Source organism: Shigella sp. FC1661, from assembly GCF_001712525.1.
In the GTDB taxonomy this organism is placed as follows: Bacteria; Pseudomonadota; Gammaproteobacteria; order Enterobacterales; family Enterobacteriaceae; genus Escherichia; species Escherichia coli.
Genome location: NZ_MDGW01000222.1, coordinates 32,095 through 49,433, shown reverse-complemented (window position 1 = coordinate 49,433; position 17,339 = coordinate 32,095). Strand labels below are relative to the sequence as shown.

At 51.4% G+C, this 17,339-nt stretch carries 22 protein-coding genes and 2 pseudogenes; 14 read left to right on the top strand and 10 right to left on the bottom strand.

Annotated elements, in window-relative coordinates; genetic code table 11:
- Window position 1: 1 nt before the first annotated feature.
- Window positions 2–313 (bottom strand): 50S ribosomal protein L21, encoded by a 312-nt coding sequence (rplU, locus tag BFF42_RS13705; RefSeq protein ID WP_000271401.1) that lies wholly within the window; start codon window positions 311–313, stop codon window positions 2–4.
- Window positions 314–571: 258 nt separating this feature from the next.
- On the opposite strand from rplU, the gene ispB reads away from it, so the two are divergent.
- Window positions 572–1,543: an octaprenyl diphosphate synthase gene (gene ispB / locus BFF42_RS13700; RefSeq protein WP_001047335.1), complete on the top strand. Its 972-nt coding sequence runs from the start codon at window positions 572–574 to the stop codon at window positions 1,541–1,543.
- 228 nt (window positions 1,544–1,771) lie between these two features.
- Window positions 1,772–2,050 (top strand): DNA-binding transcriptional regulator SfsB, encoded by a 279-nt coding sequence (gene sfsB / locus BFF42_RS13695; RefSeq protein WP_000445420.1) that lies wholly within the window; start codon window positions 1,772–1,774, stop codon window positions 2,048–2,050.
- Window positions 2,051–2,097: 47 nt separating this feature from the next.
- On the opposite strand, the gene murA is transcribed toward sfsB, so the two are convergent.
- The 7 genes from murA to mlaF all read right to left on the bottom strand — a co-directional run bounded on the left by murA (window position 2,098) and on the right by mlaF (window position 6,928).
- A complete protein-coding gene (murA, locus tag BFF42_RS13690) occupies window positions 2,098–3,357 on the bottom strand; it encodes a UDP-N-acetylglucosamine 1-carboxyvinyltransferase (protein ID WP_039060374.1) in 1,260 nt (419 codons plus the stop codon).
- A 54-nt stretch (window positions 3,358–3,411) separates the two neighbouring features.
- Complete coding sequence (gene ibaG, locus BFF42_RS13685) at window positions 3,412–3,666, bottom strand: BolA family iron metabolism protein IbaG (RefSeq protein ID WP_000429656.1); 255 nt, start codon at window positions 3,664–3,666, stop codon at window positions 3,412–3,414.
- Window positions 3,667–3,825: 159 nt separating this feature from the next.
- Entirely contained in the window at window positions 3,826–4,119 is a 294-nt protein-coding gene (gene mlaB, locus BFF42_RS13680) for a lipid asymmetry maintenance protein MlaB (protein WP_000004488.1), read from the bottom strand.
- Window positions 4,119–4,754 (bottom strand): phospholipid-binding protein MlaC, encoded by a 636-nt coding sequence (mlaC, locus tag BFF42_RS13675; protein WP_000476487.1) that lies wholly within the window; start codon window positions 4,752–4,754, stop codon window positions 4,119–4,121. Before mlaC ends, mlaB begins: the two co-directional genes overlap by 1 nt.
- Window positions 4,755–4,772: 18 nt before the next feature.
- Entirely contained in the window at window positions 4,773–5,324 is a 552-nt protein-coding gene (gene mlaD / locus BFF42_RS13670; protein ID WP_001296448.1) for an outer membrane lipid asymmetry maintenance protein MlaD, read from the bottom strand.
- A gap of 4 nt (window positions 5,325–5,328) precedes the next feature.
- Entirely contained in the window at window positions 5,329–6,111 is a 783-nt protein-coding gene (gene mlaE, locus BFF42_RS13665) for a lipid asymmetry maintenance ABC transporter permease subunit MlaE (RefSeq protein WP_000925795.1), read from the bottom strand.
- Window positions 6,112–6,118: 7 nt separating this feature from the next.
- A complete protein-coding gene (mlaF, locus tag BFF42_RS13660; protein WP_000438245.1) occupies window positions 6,119–6,928 on the bottom strand; it encodes a phospholipid ABC transporter ATP-binding protein MlaF in 810 nt (269 codons plus the stop codon).
- A 209-nt stretch (window positions 6,929–7,137) separates the two neighbouring features.
- Between mlaF and BFF42_RS13655 the strand changes: the two genes are divergently transcribed.
- The 12 genes and pseudogenes from BFF42_RS13655 (at window position 7,138) to yrbL (ending at window position 15,964) form a co-directional block, all read left to right on the top strand.
- Window positions 7,138–8,115: a calcium/sodium antiporter gene (locus BFF42_RS13655; protein ID WP_000922867.1), complete on the top strand. Its 978-nt coding sequence runs from the start codon at window positions 7,138–7,140 to the stop codon at window positions 8,113–8,115.
- Between the two features lie 13 nt (window positions 8,116–8,128).
- Window positions 8,129–9,115, top strand: a complete 987-nt coding sequence (gene kdsD / locus BFF42_RS13650; protein WP_001295557.1) for an arabinose-5-phosphate isomerase KdsD — start codon at window positions 8,129–8,131, stop codon at window positions 9,113–9,115.
- A gap of 20 nt (window positions 9,116–9,135) precedes the next feature.
- Window positions 9,136–9,701: pseudogene (gene kdsC / locus BFF42_RS13645) on the top strand (3-deoxy-manno-octulosonate-8-phosphatase KdsC).
- Window positions 9,698–10,273 (top strand): LPS export ABC transporter periplasmic protein LptC, encoded by a 576-nt coding sequence (lptC, locus tag BFF42_RS13640; RefSeq protein WP_039059592.1) that lies wholly within the window; start codon window positions 9,698–9,700, stop codon window positions 10,271–10,273. Before kdsC ends, lptC begins: the two are co-directional and overlap by 4 nt.
- Window positions 10,242–10,799, top strand: coding sequence for a lipopolysaccharide ABC transporter substrate-binding protein LptA (lptA, locus tag BFF42_RS13635; protein ID WP_000669785.1), 558 nt, complete (start codon window positions 10,242–10,244; stop codon window positions 10,797–10,799). The genes lptC and lptA overlap by 32 nt, the downstream gene beginning before the upstream one ends.
- A gap of 6 nt (window positions 10,800–10,805) precedes the next feature.
- On the top strand, window positions 10,806–11,531 hold the full coding sequence (gene lptB / locus BFF42_RS13630; protein WP_000224099.1) for an LPS export ABC transporter ATP-binding protein: 726 nt from the start codon (window positions 10,806–10,808) through the stop codon (window positions 11,529–11,531).
- Between the two features lie 47 nt (window positions 11,532–11,578).
- Window positions 11,579–13,012, top strand: a complete 1,434-nt coding sequence (rpoN, locus tag BFF42_RS13625) for an RNA polymerase factor sigma-54 (protein ID WP_000809051.1) — start codon at window positions 11,579–11,581, stop codon at window positions 13,010–13,012.
- 22 nt (window positions 13,013–13,034) lie between these two features.
- A complete protein-coding gene (gene hpf / locus BFF42_RS13620; RefSeq protein ID WP_001176593.1) occupies window positions 13,035–13,322 on the top strand; it encodes a ribosome hibernation promoting factor in 288 nt (95 codons plus the stop codon).
- 117 nt (window positions 13,323–13,439) lie between these two features.
- The gene (gene ptsN / locus BFF42_RS13615; protein ID WP_000183676.1) at window positions 13,440–13,931 is read left to right on the top strand and encodes a PTS IIA-like nitrogen regulatory protein PtsN; all 492 of its coding nucleotides are present in this window, start codon (window positions 13,440–13,442) and stop codon (window positions 13,929–13,931) included.
- A gap of 45 nt (window positions 13,932–13,976) precedes the next feature.
- Window positions 13,977–14,831 (top strand): RNase adapter RapZ, encoded by an 855-nt coding sequence (gene rapZ / locus BFF42_RS13610; protein ID WP_039059591.1) that lies wholly within the window; start codon window positions 13,977–13,979, stop codon window positions 14,829–14,831.
- Window positions 14,828–15,100, top strand: coding sequence for a PTS phosphocarrier protein NPr (npr, locus tag BFF42_RS13605; RefSeq protein ID WP_000216791.1), 273 nt, complete (start codon window positions 14,828–14,830; stop codon window positions 15,098–15,100). Before rapZ ends, npr begins: the two co-directional genes overlap by 4 nt.
- A 213-nt stretch (window positions 15,101–15,313) precedes the next feature.
- Window positions 15,314–15,964: a PhoP regulatory network protein YrbL gene (gene yrbL / locus BFF42_RS13600; RefSeq protein WP_039060373.1), complete on the top strand. Its 651-nt coding sequence runs from the start codon at window positions 15,314–15,316 to the stop codon at window positions 15,962–15,964.
- On the opposite strand, the pseudogene mtgA reads toward yrbL, so the two are convergent.
- Together mtgA and elbB are read right to left on the bottom strand one after the other, a co-directional pair.
- A pseudogene (gene mtgA, locus BFF42_RS13595) lies at window positions 15,961–16,689 on the bottom strand (monofunctional biosynthetic peptidoglycan transglycosylase). The gene yrbL and the pseudogene mtgA sit on opposite strands and share 4 nt — an antisense overlap.
- The gene (gene elbB, locus BFF42_RS13590) at window positions 16,686–17,339 is read right to left on the bottom strand and encodes an isoprenoid biosynthesis glyoxalase ElbB (RefSeq protein WP_001299134.1); all 654 of its coding nucleotides are present in this window, start codon (window positions 17,337–17,339) and stop codon (window positions 16,686–16,688) included. The pseudogene mtgA and the gene elbB overlap by 4 nt, the downstream one beginning before the upstream one ends.

Here is a 17,339-nt window from a genome sequence, read left to right as displayed (position 1 = left end):
CTTAGGCGCTGATGCCAGTAATTTTCACATCAGTGAACCACTGACGATGGCCCTGCTGCTTACGATAGTGTTTACGACGACGAAACTTAACGATTTTAACTTTCTCGCCACGACCGTGAGCAACAACTTCAGCTTTGATTACGCCGCCATCAACGAAAGGAACGCCGATTTTGACTTCTTCACCGTTTGCGATCATCAGCACTTCAGCGAACTCAACAGTTTCGCCAGTTGCGATGTCCAGCTTTTCCAGGCGAACGGTCTGACCTTCGCTTACTCGGTGTTGTTTACCACCACTTTGGAAAACCGCGTACATATAAAACTCCGCTTCCGCGCACACCTTTTCAATGATTCAGAGTGCGCTATAAATATTCACAATAGGGCGCGAATATTACGCAAAACGCACGCCTTTGACAAGTGCTACAGTCAATACACGAAGAAAAAAAACACAACTTGTACGGTAACGTTTATCTGTGCCATTTTTTCAGTACAATCACCCTATATTCCTAACCATAAACCCTAAGTTGCCTTTGTTCACAGTAAGGTAATCGGGGCGAAAAGCCCGGCTTTTGCGATGAATTTAGAAAAAATCAATGAGTTAACCGCGCAAGATATGGCGGGTGTTAATGCGGCAATCCTTGAGCAGCTTAATTCCGACGTCCAACTGATCAATCAGTTAGGCTATTACATCGTCAGCGGCGGCGGTAAACGTATTCGTCCGATGATTGCTGTACTGGCTGCACGAGCTGTTGGCTATGAGGGAAATGCGCATGTCACCATTGCTGCCCTGATCGAGTTTATCCACACGGCGACTCTGCTACACGACGACGTTGTGGATGAATCAGATATGCGCAGGGGTAAAGCTACCGCCAACGCTGCATTTGGCAATGCCGCCAGCGTGCTGGTAGGCGATTTTATTTATACCCGCGCGTTCCAGATGATGACCAGCCTCGGTTCACTCAAAGTGCTGGAAGTCATGTCAGAAGCTGTAAACGTCATCGCAGAAGGTGAAGTTCTGCAACTGATGAACGTTAACGATCCGGACATCACTGAAGAAAACTACATGCGCGTTATCTATAGTAAAACCGCGCGTCTGTTTGAGGCTGCCGCGCAGTGTTCCGGGATTCTGGCTGGCTGTACGCCGGAGGAGGAGAAAGGCCTGCAGGATTATGGGCGCTATCTCGGCACTGCTTTCCAGTTGATCGACGATTTACTCGATTACAATGCCGATGGCGAACAGTTAGGTAAAAACGTCGGCGACGATCTGAACGAAGGTAAACCGACGCTGCCGCTGCTGCATGCGATGCATCATGGCACACCAGAACAGGCACAGATGATCCGTACCGCCATCGAACAGGGTAACGGTCGCCATCTTCTGGAACCGGTTCTGGAAGCAATGAACGCTTGTGGATCTCTTGAATGGACGCGTCAGCGCGCCGAGGAAGAAGCAGACAAAGCCATCGCAGCGTTACAGGTGCTCCCGGACACCCCTTGGCGAGAAGCACTCATCGGCCTCGCGCACATCGCTGTTCAACGCGATCATTAATCCCCTCCCTTCATCCCGCGCAGTGCGCGGGATGATTCCAGTAAATTCCATAAAAACACTAATTCAGCGCTATAACACCTGAAAAAAAAGGGCGATGAATCTTTATATATTCTGAATATTCACACTCTTTACAGGAACTTTTTAGAGCAATAGGCCATCAGGAGTATAGTGATGCCCGACAGAAGAAGTGTTCTGAATGAAAGCGACTAACTTAAGGAGTGAGGAAAGATGGAAAGTAATTTCATTGACTGGCATCCCCCTGACATCATTGCAGGTTTGCGCAAGAAAGGAACGTCAATGGCGGCGGAATCTCGCAGAAATGGTTTGAGTTCCTCAACGCTGGCAAACGCATTATCGCGCCCATGGCCGAAAGGAGAGATGATTATTGCGAAAGCCCTGGGAACTGACCCCTGGGTTATCTGGCCATCACGCTACCATGATCCGCAGACCCATGAGTTTATCGACAGAACGCAGTTGATGCGTAGCTACACTAAACCGAAAAAATGAGTGGTCTGGCGGTAGCCCCGCGAACGGGGCTGCCAGCTCTCAGACGATTACTCGCCTTTCACACGCTTAATATTTGCACCTAAAGCGCGCAGTTTGTCTTCAATGCGTTCGTAGCCACGATCGATGTGATAAATACGATCAACCACCGTCGTCCCTTCCGCAATACAGCCAGCCAGCACCAGGCTTGCTGATGCACGCAGATCGGTTGCCATAACCTGTGCACCAGAAAGTTTTTCAACACCATGACAAATAACGGTATTGCTTTCGATTTCGGCATGCGCGCCCATACGGCTAAGCTCCGGCACATGCATAAAGCGGTTTTCAAAGACCGTTTCGGTGATGAATCCGGTCCCTTCTGCCACCAGGTTCAACAGCGTGAACTGGGCCTGCATATCGGTCGGGAATGCCGGATGCGGCGCGGTACGTACGTTAACAGTCTTCGGACGTTTGCCATGCATATCCAGGCTAATCCAGTCTTCGCCGACTTCGATGTCCGCTCCAGCGTCACGCAGTTTCGCCAGCACGGCGTCGAGAGTATCTGGCTGCGCGTTACGGCAGATAATTTTGCCGCGAGAAATCGCCGCCGCCACCAGGAAAGTACCGGTTTCGATACGATCCGGTAGCACGCGATAGACACCGCCGCCTAAACGTTCCACACCTTCGATGACGATACGATCGGTGCCCTGACCGCTAATTTTCGCACCCAGCGTAATCAGGAAGTTCGCGGTATCGACGATTTCCGGTTCACGCGCTGCGTTTTCAATAATCGTGGTACCTTCCGCCAGGGTTGCAGCACACATGATGGTCACCGTTGCGCCAACGCTGACTTTATCCATCACGATATGTGCGCCTTTCAGACGACCATCGACGGAAGCTTTAACGTAACCTTCTTCCAGTTTGATGGTCGCGCCTAATTGTTCGAGGCCAGAAATGTGTAGATCAACCGGACGCGCACCGATCGTACAACCGCCAGGCAGTGAAACTTGCCCCTGACCAAAGCGCGCTACCAGCGGCCCCAGTGCCCAGATAGAAGCACGCATGGTTTTAACCAGATCGTAAGGTGCGCAGAATACATTAACGTCGCGGGCATCAATATGCACAGAACCATTACGTTCTACTTTCGCACCCAGCTGACTTAGCAGCTTCATTGATGTATCGACGTCTTTCAGTTTCGGGACGTTCTGGATCTCTACCGGTTCTTCCGCCAGTAGAGCGGCAAAAAGGATAGGCAGAGCAGCATTTTTAGCGCCGGAAATTGTGACTTCGCCCTGGAGCTTCGTTGGCCCCTGAACACGAAATTTATCCATTTAGTTTGTTCTCAGTTAACAATTCATATCCGCTACCGGCGAATCGCCCATAGCTCAAAAGCCGTTCAGTTTGCGATCGCGCGCCCACTCCGCAGGGGTATACGCTTTGATCGACACAGCATGAATGCGGTTATCCGCAATATATTCCATCAGCGGGCCATAGACCGTCTGCTGTTTTTTAACCCGACTCATGCCGTCAAACAACTCACCCACGGCAATAACCTGAAAGTGGCTGCCATCGCCGGAAACGTGGACTTCCTGGAGGGAGAGAGCGTTCATCAACACGCTCTGAATTTCATTATTTTCCATGGGATCTTCAATCATCAGTTAATAAACCAGCGAAACATCTTAGAGCAAAGTTGCGCTGGCATAAATAAGCAAAAAGCCTCGCTGATAAATCAGACAAGGCTCGACTTGCAGGCAGGTTTGCCGGACAGGCGGTTAACGCCATATCCGGCCTGAAAAAATTTAACGAGGCAGAACATCAGCAGGCAAATTATACAATTTCGCCAGGGTATACACTTTGTCGTTTACCCCCTGAAGCGTCACATTGTTGCCCTGCTTTTTCGCCAGATCGATAAGATGGAGCAGCAGTGCCAGTCCCCCCGTATCCACGCGGGACACACGGCTAAGATCGATGCAGGTAATCCCCTTCACCGCTTCCTCACGCATTTCCCAAAGCGGTAGCAAAACGTCCTGATCCAGCTCTCCGGATAACGCCAGCGTGTCACCCGTCTGCATCCAGCTCAGTGACTCGCTCATTATTTTTTCTCTTCCAGAGTGATTTTCTGTTGAGAAATCGATTTCAGTTGCGCAGTCAGGCCGTCGATACCTTTGGTACGCAGCAGCGTTCCCCACTCGTTTTGTTTGGTGGTGATCATACTGACGCCTTCAGCAATCATGTCGTAAGCCTGCCAGTTGCCCGTCTGGGAGTTTTTACGCCACTGGAAGTCCAGACGCACCGGCGGGCGGCCATTCGGATCAATAATGGTAACGCGAATCGGCACAATGGTTTTATCGCCCAGCGGCTGTTCTGGCGCAATCTGATAGGTTTGACCGTGATACATCGCCAGCGCCTGACCGTAAGCCTGCTTCAGGTACTCACGGAAAGCGGCAAAGTAGGCTTCACGTTGAGCAGGGGTCGCACTCTTGTAATACTGGCCCAGCACCAGCGCACCGGCGTATTTCACCTGTACGTATGGCAGCAGTTCCTGATCAACAATGGTACGCAGATAATCCGGGTTGGCCCGAATTTGCGGTTGCTCATTCTTCAGGCGATCGAACGTTTTCTGCGCCGCCTCGTCCATCAGCTTATAAGGATTGGTCTGGTCTGCCGCGGTTGCCGCACTCAGCGGTGCAATCACCAGCAAAGCGACCATCATTAAACGTTTAAACATGCGTCGGTTCTCCTGAAATTATTTCGTTGTACCCACAGGTTCAGTGGTTTCATTATTACCTGGCGCAGCAGCTGGCGCATCGCCACTATTCTTATTGTCATCGCCTTTACTACCGTAAAGGAACTGACCAATGAGATCTTCCAGCACCATCGCAGACTTAGTGTCCTGAATTGTATCGCCATCCTTCAGGATAGCAGTCCCCAGTTCCGGGTCTTCAAAACCGACGTTTAATGCCAGATATTGTTCCCCCAGCAGGCCGGAAGTACGAATGCTCAGCGAACTGGTATCTGGAATGTGGTTATAACGTTGTTCAATTTCCAGCGTTACGCGTGGCAGATAGGTTTTCGGGTCCAGCGTAATATCCGCCACCCGGCCCACAACAACGCCACCAATACTGACCGGAGAGCGCGCTTTCAGGCCGCCAATGTTATCGAACGTCGCATAAAGCGTGTAGGTCGGTTCAGTACGTATGGACGTCACGTTCGCCGCCTTCAGGCAAACAAACAGAGCCGCCAGCAGTGCTGCTAATAAAAAGATACCCACCCAAATTTCATTTTTTTTCGTTTGCATGAACTCAATTCCCAAACATCAATGCGGTCAGCACAAAATCCAGCCCCAGAACAGCCAGAGACGAGTGGACAACGGTGCGAGTGGTTGCCCGGCTAATCCCGGCAGACGTCGGGATGGCGTCGTAGCCGTTAAACAACGAAATCCACGTCACCGTGATGGCGAACACCACGCTCTTAATCAGACAGTTGACCAGATCCATACGCCAGTCGACGGCATTTTGCATTGCCGACCAGAAGAACCCGCTATCAATGCCTTTCCAACTGACGCCGACCAGAGATCCGCCCCAGATCCCCACGGCGACGAAAATAACCGTCAACAGTGGTAATGAAATAACCCCAGCCCAGAAACGGGGAGAAATAACCCGACGCAGCGGATCCACCGCCATCATCTCCATACTGGAGAGTTGCTCTGTAGCGCGCATCAGGCCGATTTCTGCGGTTAGCGCCGAACCAGCACGCCCGGCAAACAACAACGCGGCAACCACCGGCCCCAGTTCACGCAGTAGCGATAACGCCACCAGCATACCCAGACTGGTTTCCGCACTATAAGTGGTCAGAACCAGATAACCTTGCAGCCCCAACACCATTCCGATGAACACGCCAGAAACCACAATAATCAGCATCGACAGGACGCCGACATTATAGAGCTGGCGCACCAGCAGCGGCGCATGTTTGCGAAATTCCGGTTTGCCGACCAGCGCATTGAATAACATTAACCCGGCCCGCCCGAACGTTCTCAGGGTTTTAATCCCTTTATGTCCGAGCGACGCCAGCGCATTTAACAGCATGAGTGGCTTAACTCCCTGGTAAAAGATCAGCGTGATAATCGCCGGCAGGATAGCGGAACGGAACAGGCCCGTCAGCTATCCCGTCCAGAAACTGACGTACGCGCGGATCAGGATTCGCCTGCAACGCCTGGGCACTGCCATGAGCGACAATTTTTTTGTCCGCCAGGATCCAGGCGTGATCCGCAATACTTAACACTTCCGGCACATCGTGAGAAACCACCACACAAGTCACGCCCAGCGCGCTGTTCAGCTCAGAAATCAGCTTCACCAGTACGCCCATGGTGATGGGATCTTGCCCAACAAAAGGTTCATCAAACATGATGAGATCCGGCTCCAGCGCAATCGCACGCGCCAGCGCTGCACGCCGCGCCATCCCACCGGAAAGTTCAGAAGGCATTAGTTTAGCCGCTCCACGCAGCCCCACGGCCTCCAGCTTCATCATCACCGTACTATGCAACAATGGCGCGGGAAGTTGGGTATGTTCGCGCAGTGGATAGGCGACGTTGTCAAATACGTTCATATCAGTGAACAACGCCCCGGACTGAAATAACATGCTCATCCGTTTGCGCACTGTATACAGGCGCGAACGAGACATCGCCGGAATATTCTCACCATCGAAAAGGATCTCACCATGATCTGGTGCGATTTGCCCGCCAATCAGACGGAGTAGCGTCGTTTTACCGATGCCCGATGGCCCCATGATCGCCGTGATCTTCCCTCGCGGCACGGTCAGGGAAATATTATCGAAGATGCAGCGATTGCCACGCGTAAAACTGACATCGCGCATATCGACTAAATTCGCCACAGACTGCTCCATAATTCACCCTTCGTCTTGCGTTGATTTTCTAAGCATGGCGCTCAATTTAACCTTGAACCCAACATATTTACAGAATATTACCCGCCGTGGTTAGCGAAAGCTGGCATTTGTTTTACTTTTTAGCCGCATAAAGTCAAAATTAAGAATCCGTTACGGCTTTCTGAAAATCTTCAGCGGACCGGCGAGTATACCTGAAGAAAGGACGTTAGATGCTTTTAGCTACGGCACTGTTAATTGTTGGTTTACTTTTGGTCGTTTACAGTGCCGACCGCCTGGTTTTTGCCGCGTCTATTCTTTGCCGAACCTTTGGCATCCCGCCGCTGATCATCGGCATGACGGTGGTCAGTATTGGTACATCGTTACCAGAAATCATCGTCTCGCTTGCCGCGTCTCTGCACGAACAACGCGATTTAGCCGTTGGTACAGCCCTCGGCTCAAACATTATCAATATTTTGCTGATCCTCGGTCTGGCTGCGCTGGTTCGTCCTTTTACCGTCCATTCCGATGTTCTGCGTCGTGAATTACCCTTAATGTTGTTGGTCAGCGTAGTGGCCGGTTCCGTACTCTATGACGGACAACTTAGTCGCAGCGATGGTATCTTTCTCCTCTTTCTGGCTGTGCTATGGCTGCTGTTCATTGTTAAACTTGCACGTCAGGCTGAACGTCAGGGGACTGACAGCCTGACCAGAGAGCAGCTTGCAGAGCTGCCGCGTGACGGCGGATTGCCCGTCGCGTTTTTATGGCTCGGCATTGCGCTTATCATCATGCCAGTGGCCACGCGGATGGTGGTTGATAACGCCACGGTGCTGGCGAATTACTTTGCCATCAGCGAGTTGACGATGGGTCTGACGGCAATTGCTATCGGAACCAGCCTGCCGGAACTGGCAACCGCAATAGCGGGGGGTCGCAAAGGTGAAAACGACATTGCTGTCGGAAATATCATTGGCGCAAACATTTTTAATATTGTCATCGTGTTGGGTTTACCCGCGCTGATAACGCCAGGAGAGATTGATCCATTGGCGTACAGTCGTGACTACAGCGTGATGTTGCTGGTGAGCATTATTTTTGCGTTGCTGTGCTGGCGGCGCTCCCCGCAACGGGGCCGTGGTGTAGGGGTATTATTAACTGGCGGATTTATCGTATGGCTGGCGATGTTGTACTGGTTATCGCCAATACTCGTTGAATAACTGGAAACGCATTATGTCGCACGTAGAGTTACAACCGGGTTTTGACTTTCAGCAAGCAGGTAAAGAAGTCCTGGCGATTGAACGTGAATGCCTGGCGGAGCTTGATCAATACATCAATCAGAATTTCACGCTTGCCTGTGAAAAGATGTTCTGGTGTAAAGGGAAAGTTGTCGTCATGGGGATGGGGAAATCGGGGCACATCGGGCGCAAAATGGCCGCAACGTTTGCCAGCACCGGTACACCTTCATTTTTCGTCCATCCTGGTGAAGCCGCGCATGGTGATTTAGGCATGGTCACCCCACAGGATGTGGTGATTGCTATCTCTAACTCAGGTGAATCCAGCGAAATCACGGCCTTAATTCCAGTGCTTAAGCGTCTTCACGTACCGTTAATCTGCATCACCGGTCGCCCGGAGAGCAGCATGGCGCGCGCCGCAGATGTGCATCTGTGTGTTAAAGTAGCGAAAGAAGCCTGTCCGTTAGGGCTGGCACCGACCAGCAGCACCACCGCCACGCTGGTTATGGGCGATGCCCTCGCTGTCGCGCTGTTAAAAGCACGCGGCTTTACTGCTGAAGATTTTGCGCTCTCACACCCAGGCGGCGCACTGGGTCGTAAACTTCTGCTGCGCGTAAACGATATTATGCATACGGGCGATGAGATCCCGCATGTTAAGAAAACGGCCAGTCTGCGTGACGCATTGCTGGAAGTTACCCGCAAAAATCTTGGTATGACTGTCATTTGCGATGACAATATGATGATTGAAGGCATCTTTACCGACGGTGATTTACGCCGTGTCTTCGATATGGGCGTGGATGTTCGTCAGTTAAGTATTGCCGATGTGATGACGCCGGGGGGAATACGCGTGCGCCCTGGCATTCTGGCCGTTGAGGCACTGAACTTAATGCAGTCCCGCCATATCACCTCCGTGATGGTTGCCGATGGCGACCATTTACTCGGTGTGTTACATATGCATGATTTACTGCGTGCAGGCGTAGTGTAAAGATTCAAGGATAAACAACAATGAGCAAAGCAGGTGCGTCGCTTGCGACCTGTTACGGCCCTGTCAGCGCCGACGTTATAGCAAAAGCAGAGAACATTCGTCTGCTGATCCTCGACGTTGATGGCGTACTGTCAGATGGCCTGATTTATATGGGCAATAACGGCGAAGAGCTGAAAGCGTTCAATGTTCGTGACGGTTATGGCATTCGTTGTGCGCTCACCTCTGATATTGAAGTCGCTATCATTACCGGGCGAAAGGCTAAACTGGTAGAAGATCGTTGTGCCACATTGGGGATCACTCACTTGTATCAGGGCAGTCAAACAAACTGATCGCCTTTAGCGATCTGCTGGAAAAACTGGCGATTGCCCCGGAAAATGTGGCTTATGTCGGCGATGATCTCATCGACTGGCCGGTAATGGAAAAAGTGGGTTTAAGCGTCGCCGTGGCCGATGCTCATCCACTGTTGATCCCGCGCGCCGATTATGTGACGCGCATTGCTGGCGGTTGTGGCGCAGTGCGAGAAGTTTGCGACTTATTACTCCTGGCGCAGGGCAAACTGGATGAAGCCAAAGGGCAATCGATATGAGTAAAGCCAGACGTTGGGTTATCATTGTGCTATCACTGGCGGTTCTGGTGATGATCGGCATTAATATGGCCGAAAAAGACGATACCGCCCAGGTGGTCGTCAACAACAATGATCCCACCTATAAAAGCGAGCATACGGACACGCTCGTCTATAACCCAGAAGGGGCACTAAGCTATCGATTGATTGCTCAACACGTTGAATATTATTCCGATCAGGCCGTTTCGTGGTTTACGCAGCCGGTACTTACCACGTTTGATAAGGATAAAATCCCGACATGGTCCGTAAAAGCAGATAAAGCCAAGCTGACCAATGACCGGATGCTCTATTTATATGGACACGTTGAAGTCAACGCACTTGTGCCGGACTCTCAACTTCGCAGAATCACGACGGATAACGCGCAGATCAATCTGGTGACGCAGGATGTTACCTCTGAAGACCTCGTCACGTTATACGGAACAACATTTAACTCCAGCGGTCTGAAAATTCGCGGCAACTTACGCAGCAAGAACGCCGAGCTGATTGAAAAGGTTAGAACATCCTATGAAATTCAAAACAAACAAACTCAGCCTTAATCTTGTGCTTGCCAGCTCACTTCTGGCCGCCAGCATTCCGGCATTTGCCGTAACCGGAGACACTGATCAGCCGATCCACATTGAATCGGACCAGCAATCTCTTGATATGCAAGGCAACGTGGTTACCTTTACCGGTAATGTCATCGTCACCCAGGGCACCATCAAAATTAATGCCGACAAAGTGGTCGTTACCCGTCCGGGCGGCGAACAAGGTAAAGAAGTGATTGACGGCTACGGTAAACCGGCAACGTTCTACCAGATGCAGGACAACGGTAAACCCGTTGAAGGTCATGCTTCCCAGATGCACTACGAACTGGCAAAAGATTTTGTCGTTCTGACGGGTAATGCTTATCTGCAGCAGGTCGATAGCAACATTAAGGGCGATAAGATCACTTACCTGGTGAAAGAGCAGAAAATGCAGGCTTTCAGCGACAAAGGCAAGCGCGTAACAACCGTTCTGGTGCCGTCGCAGCTGCAGGACAAAAACAACAAAGGCCAGACCCCGGCACAGAAGAAGGGTAATTAATTCGTTATGGCAACATTAACTGCAAAGAACCTTGCAAAAGCCTATAAAGGCCGTCGCGTGGTAGAAGACGTCAGCCTGACCGTCAACTCCGGGGAAATTGTCGGTCTGCTGGGGCCAAACGGTGCCGGTAAGACCACCACTTTCTATATGGTTGTTGGCATTGTGCCGCGCGATGCGGGCAACATCATTATTGATGATGACGATATCAGTCTGCTGCCTCTGCATGCACGCGCGCGCCGCGGTATCGGCTATCTGCCACAGGAAGCCTCCATTTTCCGTCGCCTCAGCGTTTACGATAACCTGATGGCGGTACTGCAAATTCGTGACGACTTGTCTGCTGAACAACGTGAAGACCGCGCGAACGAGCTGATGGAAGAGTTTCACATTGAGCACCTGCGTGACAGCATGGGGCAGTCACTCTCCGGGGGTGAACGTCGCCGTGTAGAAATTGCCCGCGCACTGGCTGCGAATCCGAAATTTATTCTACTCGACGAACCGTTTGCCGGGGTTGACCCGATCTCGGTTATCGACATTAAACGCATCATTGAACACCTGCGCGACAGCGGCCTGGGCGTACTGATCACTGACCACAACGTGCGTGAAACACTGGCGGTTTGTGAACGCGCTTATATCGTCAGTCAGGGGCATTTGATTGCCCACGGCACGCCTACAGAAATCTTACAAGACGAACACGTTAAGCGTGTATACCTTGGGGAAGACTTCAGACTCTGATAGGGTAGAAGTTTGCGACGTTTTAGCAGGAGAGTACGATTCTGAACATGAAGCAAGGTTTGCAACTCAGGCTTAGCCAACAACTGGCGATGACGCCACAGCTTCAACAGGCGATTCGTCTGTTGCAGTTGTCGACGCTGGAACTTCAGCAGGAGCTACAGCAGGCGCTGGAGAGTAATCCGCTGCTTGAGCAAATCGACACTCATGAAGAAATCGACACCCGCGAAACGCAAGACAGTGAAACGCTGGACACCGCCGACGCGCTCGAACAAAAAGAGATGCCGGAAGAGCTGCCGCTCGATGCCAGTTGGGACACCATTTACACCGCTGGTACACCATCCGGCACCAGCGGTGACTACATTGACGATGAGCTGCCGGTCTATCAGGGCGAAACGACGCAGACCTTGCAGGATTACCTGATGTGGCAGGTCGAGCTGACACCGTTTTCCGACACTGACCGCGCTATTGCTACCTCTATCGTCGATGCCGTTGATGACACCGGTTATCTGACTGTCCCGCTGGAAGATATTCTCGAAAGTATGGGCGATGAAGAGATCGACATCGACGAGGTTGAAGCCGTCCTTAAGCGGATCCAACGGTTTGATCCGGTCGGTGTAGCGGCAAAAGATCTGCGTGACTGCCTGCTAATCCAACTCTCCCAATTCGATAAAACCACGCCGTGGCTGGAAGAGGCCAGACTGATCATTAGCGATCATCTCGATCTGTTAGCCAATCACGACTTCCGCACTTTAATGCGCGTCACGCGTCTGAAAGAAGATGTGCTGAAAGAAGCCGTCAATCTGATCCAGTCGCTCGATCCGCGCCCCGGGCAGTCGATCCAGACTGGCGAACCTGAGTATGTCATTCCAGATGTGCTGGTGCGTAAGCATAACGGTCACTGGACGGTAGAACTCAACAGTGACAGCATTCCGCGTCTGCAAATCAACCAGCACTACGCCTCGATGTGCAATAACGCGCGCAACGATGGTGACAGCCAGTTTATCCGCAGCAATCTGCAGGATGCCAAATGGTTGATCAAGAGTCTGGAAAGCCGTAACGATACGCTACTGCGCGTGAGTCGCTGTATCGTTGAACAGCAGCAAGCCTTCTTTGAGCAAGGTGAAGAATATATGAAACCGATGGTACTGGCCGATATCGCCCAGGCTGTCGAAATGCATGAATCGACGATATCTCGCGTGACCACGCAAAAATACCTGCATAGTCCACGAGGCATTTTTGAACTGAAGTATTTCTTTTCCAGTCACGTCAATACCGAGGGCGGCGGCGAAGCTTCCTCCACGGCGATTCGTGCGCTGGTGAAGAAATTAATCGCGGCGGAAAACCCAGCGAAACCGTTGAGCGACAGCAAGTTAACCTCTTTGCTGTCGGAACAAGGTATCATGGTGGCACGCCGCACTGTTGCGAAGTACCGAGAGTCTTTATCCATTCCGCCGTCAAACCAGCGTAAACAGCTCGTTTGACCCAACCGATAAGGAAGACACTATGCAGCTCAACATTACCGGAAATCACGTCGAGATCACCGAGGCACTGCGCGAATTTGTTAGAGCCAAATTTGCCAAACTTGAGCAATATTTTGACCGAATCAACCAGGTCTATGTTGTTCTGAAAGTGGAGAAAGTCACCCACACCTCAGATGCAACACTGCATGTAAACGGTGGTGAAATTCATGCCAGCGCGGAAGGTCAGGACATGTACGCTGCCATTGATGGCTTAATTGATAAGCTGGCACGCCAGTTGACCAAACATAAAGATAAACTGAAACAACACTAATTGTCCGGGCAATTAGCATGTGCATGGCGGCCTGTTGTGCGGCACAACGGGCCATTTGTACGGTTAATGCTCCGAGCCTGTTCCACTGTTTGAGTGGGCAGGTTCTTAGGTGAAATTATGACAAATAATGATACAACTCTACAGCTTAGCAGTGTTCTTAACAGGGAATGTACGCGAAGCCGCGTTCACTGTCAGAGCAAAAAACGCGCCCTGGAAATCATCAGCGAGCTGGCGGCGAAACAACTTAGCCTGCCGCCTCAGGTGGTTTTTGAAGCTATCCTGACGCGGGAAAAAATGGGCAGTACCGGTATCGGCAATGGTATTGCCATTCCGCATGGCAAACTGGAAGAAGATACTCTGCGCGCCGTTGGCGTTTTCGTTCAGCTCGAAACGCCTATAGCTTTCGATGCCATCGACAACCAACCGGTGGACTTACTTTTTGCCCTGCTGGTGCCGGCAGACCAAACTAAAACGCACCTGCATACTCTGTCGCTGGTGGCGAAACGTCTGGCGGACAAAACCATCTGCCGCCGTTTACGCGCAGCCCAGAGCGATGAAGAGCTGTATCAAATCATTACGGATACCGAAGGTACTCCGGATGAAGCGTAGTTATTCGGTAATGTCTCTTTTAGACGTTGTGAGGAGAAACAGTACATGGTACTGATGATCGTCAGCGGACGTTCAGGTTCAGGTAAATCTGTCGCCCTGCGTGCGCTGGAAGATATGGGTTTTTACTGCGTGGATAACCTTCCCGTAGTGTTGTTACCCGATCTGGCTCGAAGCCTGGCCGATCGCGAGATTTCTGCCGCCGTCAGCATTGATGTTCGTAATATGCCGGAGTCACCAGAAATATTCGAACAGGCGATGAGTAACCTGCCTGACGCTTTCTCACCGCAACTCCTGTTCCTGGATGCCGACCGTAATACCTTAATTCGTCGTTACAGTGACACGCGCCGACTGCATCCGCTTTCCAGCAAAAACCTGTCGCTGGAAAGTGCTATCGACAAAGAAAGCGATTTGCTGGAGCCTCTGCGTTCGCGAGCGGATCTGATTGTCGATACCTCAGAAATGTCCGTTCACGAGCTGGCTGAAATGCTGCGTACCCGTCTGCTGGGTAAACGTGAACGCGAACTGACCATGGTCTTTGAGTCTTTCGGCTTCAAACACGGTATCCCTATCGATGCAGATTACGTCTTTGACGTGCGCTTCTTGCCGAACCCGCACTGGGATCCGAAACTGCGTCCAATGACAGGTCTTGATAAACCTGTCGCCGCGTTCCTCGACCGCCACACAGAAGTACACAATTTTATCTACCAGACGCGAAGCTATCTTGAGCTATGGTTACCTATGCTGGAAACCAACAACCGTAGCTACTTGACGGTCGCCATTGGTTGTACCGGCGGGAAGCACCGTTCGGTGTATATTGCAGAGCAACTGGCAGACTACTTCCGCTCGCGCGGTAAAAACGTCCAGTCACGCCATCGTACGCTGGAAAAACGTAAACCATGACCGTCAAGCAAACTGTTGAAATCACAAACAAGCTGGGCATGCATGCCCGGCCTGCAATGAAGCTGTTTGAATTAATGCAGGGTTTTGACGCTGAAGTGCTGTTACGTAATGACGAAGGCACCGAGGCCGAAGCCAACAGCGTTATTGCGCTGCTGATGTTGGATTCTGCCAAAGGACGGCAGATTGAAGTTGAAGCGACCGGCCCACAGGAAGAGGAAGCACTGGCCGCCGTTATCGCCCTCTTTAACTCTGGTTTTGATGAAGATTAATCTTCATCACTTTGACATACAACTCCCTTCAAACTCCCCCCGACAATAAGAAAATCACGTACTGAAATCGTTCTCAATCAACGTCATTTGTACATTTTGTGCGCTTTTCACTTTCAGAAGAACCTTAAGAAAACCTTAAGAGGCATTGTTTAGGTTTTGTTTAAGTTAATCGACCATACTGGAGATCGTCAGAAAATATTTCCAGGAGATGGCATGATTCGCTTATCTGAACAAAGTCCCCTGGGCACCGGAAGACATCGGAAATGTTATGCGCATCCGGAAGATGCCCAACGCTGTATCAAGATTGTCTACCATCGTGGCGATGGTGGCGATGGTGGCGATGGTGGCGATAAAGAGATCCGCCGTGAGTTAAAGTACTACGCGCATCTTGGTCGCCGGTTAAAAGACTGGAGTGGAATACCGCGCTATCACGGTACCGTTGAGACGGATTGCGGAACCGGTTATGTCTACGATGTGATTGCAGATTTTGACGGCAAACCCTCCATTACGCTGACCGAATTTGCTGAACAATGCCGTTACGAAGAAGACATTGCACAACTGCGCCAGCGACTGAAACAGCTGAAGCGTTATTTGCAGGATAACCGTATCGTGACGATGTCGCTGAAGCCGCAGAATATCCTCTGTCACCACATCAGTGAGTCAGAGGTTATCCCGGTCGTCTGCGACAACATTGGTGAAAGCACATTGATTCCACTGGCGACCTGGTCGAAGTGGTGTTGTCTGCGTAAGCAAGAGCGGTTATGGAAACGATTTATCGCCCAACCGGCGCTGGCTATTGCCCTGCAGAAAGATCTGCAACCTCGTGAGAGCAAAACGCTGGCCCTCACTTCGCGCGAAGCTTAATCCAGCTGGTGTTGTTGCATAAACGGCTCACCGCCTAACTGATACATCTGCCGTAAAATCCACGCCTGACGGCTACGCACGTAGCCCGATGGCGAGGAGACTTTGAAACGAAGTGGATTAGGTAATACAGCTGCCAGTAATGCAGCTTCCGACCGGGTAAGTTTGCTCGCGGGTTTGTGGAAATAACGTTGTGCCGCAGCTTCGACGCCAAACACACCGTCGCCAAATTCGGCGATATTCAGGTAAACCGTCAGGATACGCTTTTTGCTCCAGACTATTTCTATCCCCAGCGTTAATCCAGCTTCCAGCCCTTTTCGTACCCAGCTACGCCCATCCCATAAAAAGAGATTTTTGGCCGTCTGCTGAGAAATCGTTGAAGCACCGCGAATACAGTTTTCATTGCGCTCGTTGTGCGCCAGGGCTTTCTCAATGGAAGCGACATCAAAGCCCCAGTGCTCAGGAAATTTCTGATCTTCTGCGGCAATCACCGCCAGTCCCATCCACGGCGAGATTTGATCCATACTGACCCAGTCAGAATGTGCCACGTAACGAAAATTGCCATGCAGCTAGGCGCTGACCTGTCGCTCGACCATTACCGCTGAGAAGGGAACAGGCGCAACACTAAACAACGCGATGCCCCCGCCCCAGAAAACGGCGAGGACAACCATTAACCGCAAAAGAAAACGGCGAACGAAACTAAACACCGTTAAGCGGCTTTTACTCATTCAGCCAGAACCAGCACGCGGGAAACCAGCTTATCAATGCCGCTCGCCGCTTCTGCAATGTTCTGCGCCAGCATATATGCTGGGGTGGTGACAATCTTATTGTCTTCATCAACCACGATATCATCGACAGGACAGGGCACATGCTCCGCGCCCATCTCTTCCAGCACTTCTGCGGTATCGATATCAGTACCGATGGTCAAACGCAGCGGGAAATCGAAAATTTTCGGCAGCATCGCCGGGGCAATACACATAAAACCAAGCGGTTTTCCGGCCTGATGCATCGCTTGTGCCAGCGCCTTTAATTCACGGTCAACGGTGCATTCGCTACCAAGAGTGGCAAAATTGCTTAAATTCTTCGCCGCGCCAAACCCCCCCGGCACAATCAACGCATCCAGTTCAGCGGCATCGGCCTGGGCCAGAGGACGGATTTCACCGCGCGTTATTCGTGCCGCTTCAATCAGCACGTTGCGCGTTTCCGTCATCGCTTCGCCAGTTAAATGGTTGATAACATCAACCTGCTGCTTATCCGGTGCAAAGCAGACCGCCTGCGCACCGCTGCGTGAAATAGCTAACAACGTCAACACCGCTTCATGAATTTCAGAACCGTCATAGACGCCGCATCCGCTCAGAATTACGCCAATTTTCTTCAT

Coding starts and splice junctions, on each gene's coding strand:
- rplU (WP_000271401.1), bottom strand. CDS start 313: ATGTACGCGGTTTTCCAAAGTGGTGGTAAACAACACCGAGTAAGCGAA.
- ispB (WP_001047335.1), top strand. CDS start 572: ATGAATTTAGAAAAAATCAATGAGTTAACCGCGCAAGATATGGCGGGT.
- murA (WP_039060374.1), bottom strand. CDS start 3,357: ATGGATAAATTTCGTGTTCAGGGGCCAACGAAGCTCCAGGGCGAAGTC.
- hpf (WP_001176593.1), top strand. CDS start 13,035: ATGCAGCTCAACATTACCGGAAATCACGTCGAGATCACCGAGGCACTG.
- lptC (WP_039059592.1), top strand. CDS start 9,698: ATGAGTAAAGCCAGACGTTGGGTTATCATTGTGCTATCACTGGCGGTT.
- rpoN (WP_000809051.1), top strand. CDS start 11,579: ATGAAGCAAGGTTTGCAACTCAGGCTTAGCCAACAACTGGCGATGACG.
- sfsB (WP_000445420.1), top strand. CDS start 1,772: ATGGAAAGTAATTTCATTGACTGGCATCCCCCTGACATCATTGCAGGT.
- kdsD (WP_001295557.1), top strand. CDS start 8,129: ATGTCGCACGTAGAGTTACAACCGGGTTTTGACTTTCAGCAAGCAGGT.
- mlaD (WP_001296448.1), bottom strand. CDS start 5,324: ATGCAAACGAAAAAAAATGAAATTTGGGTGGGTATCTTTTTATTAGCA.
- lptA (WP_000669785.1), top strand. CDS start 10,242: ATGAAATTCAAAACAAACAAACTCAGCCTTAATCTTGTGCTTGCCAGC.
- elbB (WP_001299134.1), bottom strand. CDS start 17,339: ATGAAGAAAATTGGCGTAATTCTGAGCGGATGCGGCGTCTATGACGGT.
- yrbL (WP_039060373.1), top strand. CDS start 15,314: ATGATTCGCTTATCTGAACAAAGTCCCCTGGGCACCGGAAGACATCGG.
- mlaC (WP_000476487.1), bottom strand. CDS start 4,754: ATGTTTAAACGTTTAATGATGGTCGCTTTGCTGGTGATTGCACCGCTG.
- rapZ (WP_039059591.1), top strand. CDS start 13,977: ATGGTACTGATGATCGTCAGCGGACGTTCAGGTTCAGGTAAATCTGTC.
- lptB (WP_000224099.1), top strand. CDS start 10,806: ATGGCAACATTAACTGCAAAGAACCTTGCAAAAGCCTATAAAGGCCGT.
- mlaF (WP_000438245.1), bottom strand. CDS start 6,928: ATGGAGCAGTCTGTGGCGAATTTAGTCGATATGCGCGATGTCAGTTTT.
- BFF42_RS13655 (WP_000922867.1), top strand. CDS start 7,138: ATGCTTTTAGCTACGGCACTGTTAATTGTTGGTTTACTTTTGGTCGTT.
- mlaE (WP_000925795.1), bottom strand. CDS start 6,111: ATGCTGTTAAATGCGCTGGCGTCGCTCGGACATAAAGGGATTAAAACC.
- ibaG (WP_000429656.1), bottom strand. CDS start 3,666: ATGGAAAATAATGAAATTCAGAGCGTGTTGATGAACGCTCTCTCCCTC.
- mlaB (WP_000004488.1), bottom strand. CDS start 4,119: ATGAGCGAGTCACTGAGCTGGATGCAGACGGGTGACACGCTGGCGTTA.
- ptsN (WP_000183676.1), top strand. CDS start 13,440: ATGACAAATAATGATACAACTCTACAGCTTAGCAGTGTTCTTAACAGG.
- npr (WP_000216791.1), top strand. CDS start 14,828: ATGACCGTCAAGCAAACTGTTGAAATCACAAACAAGCTGGGCATGCAT.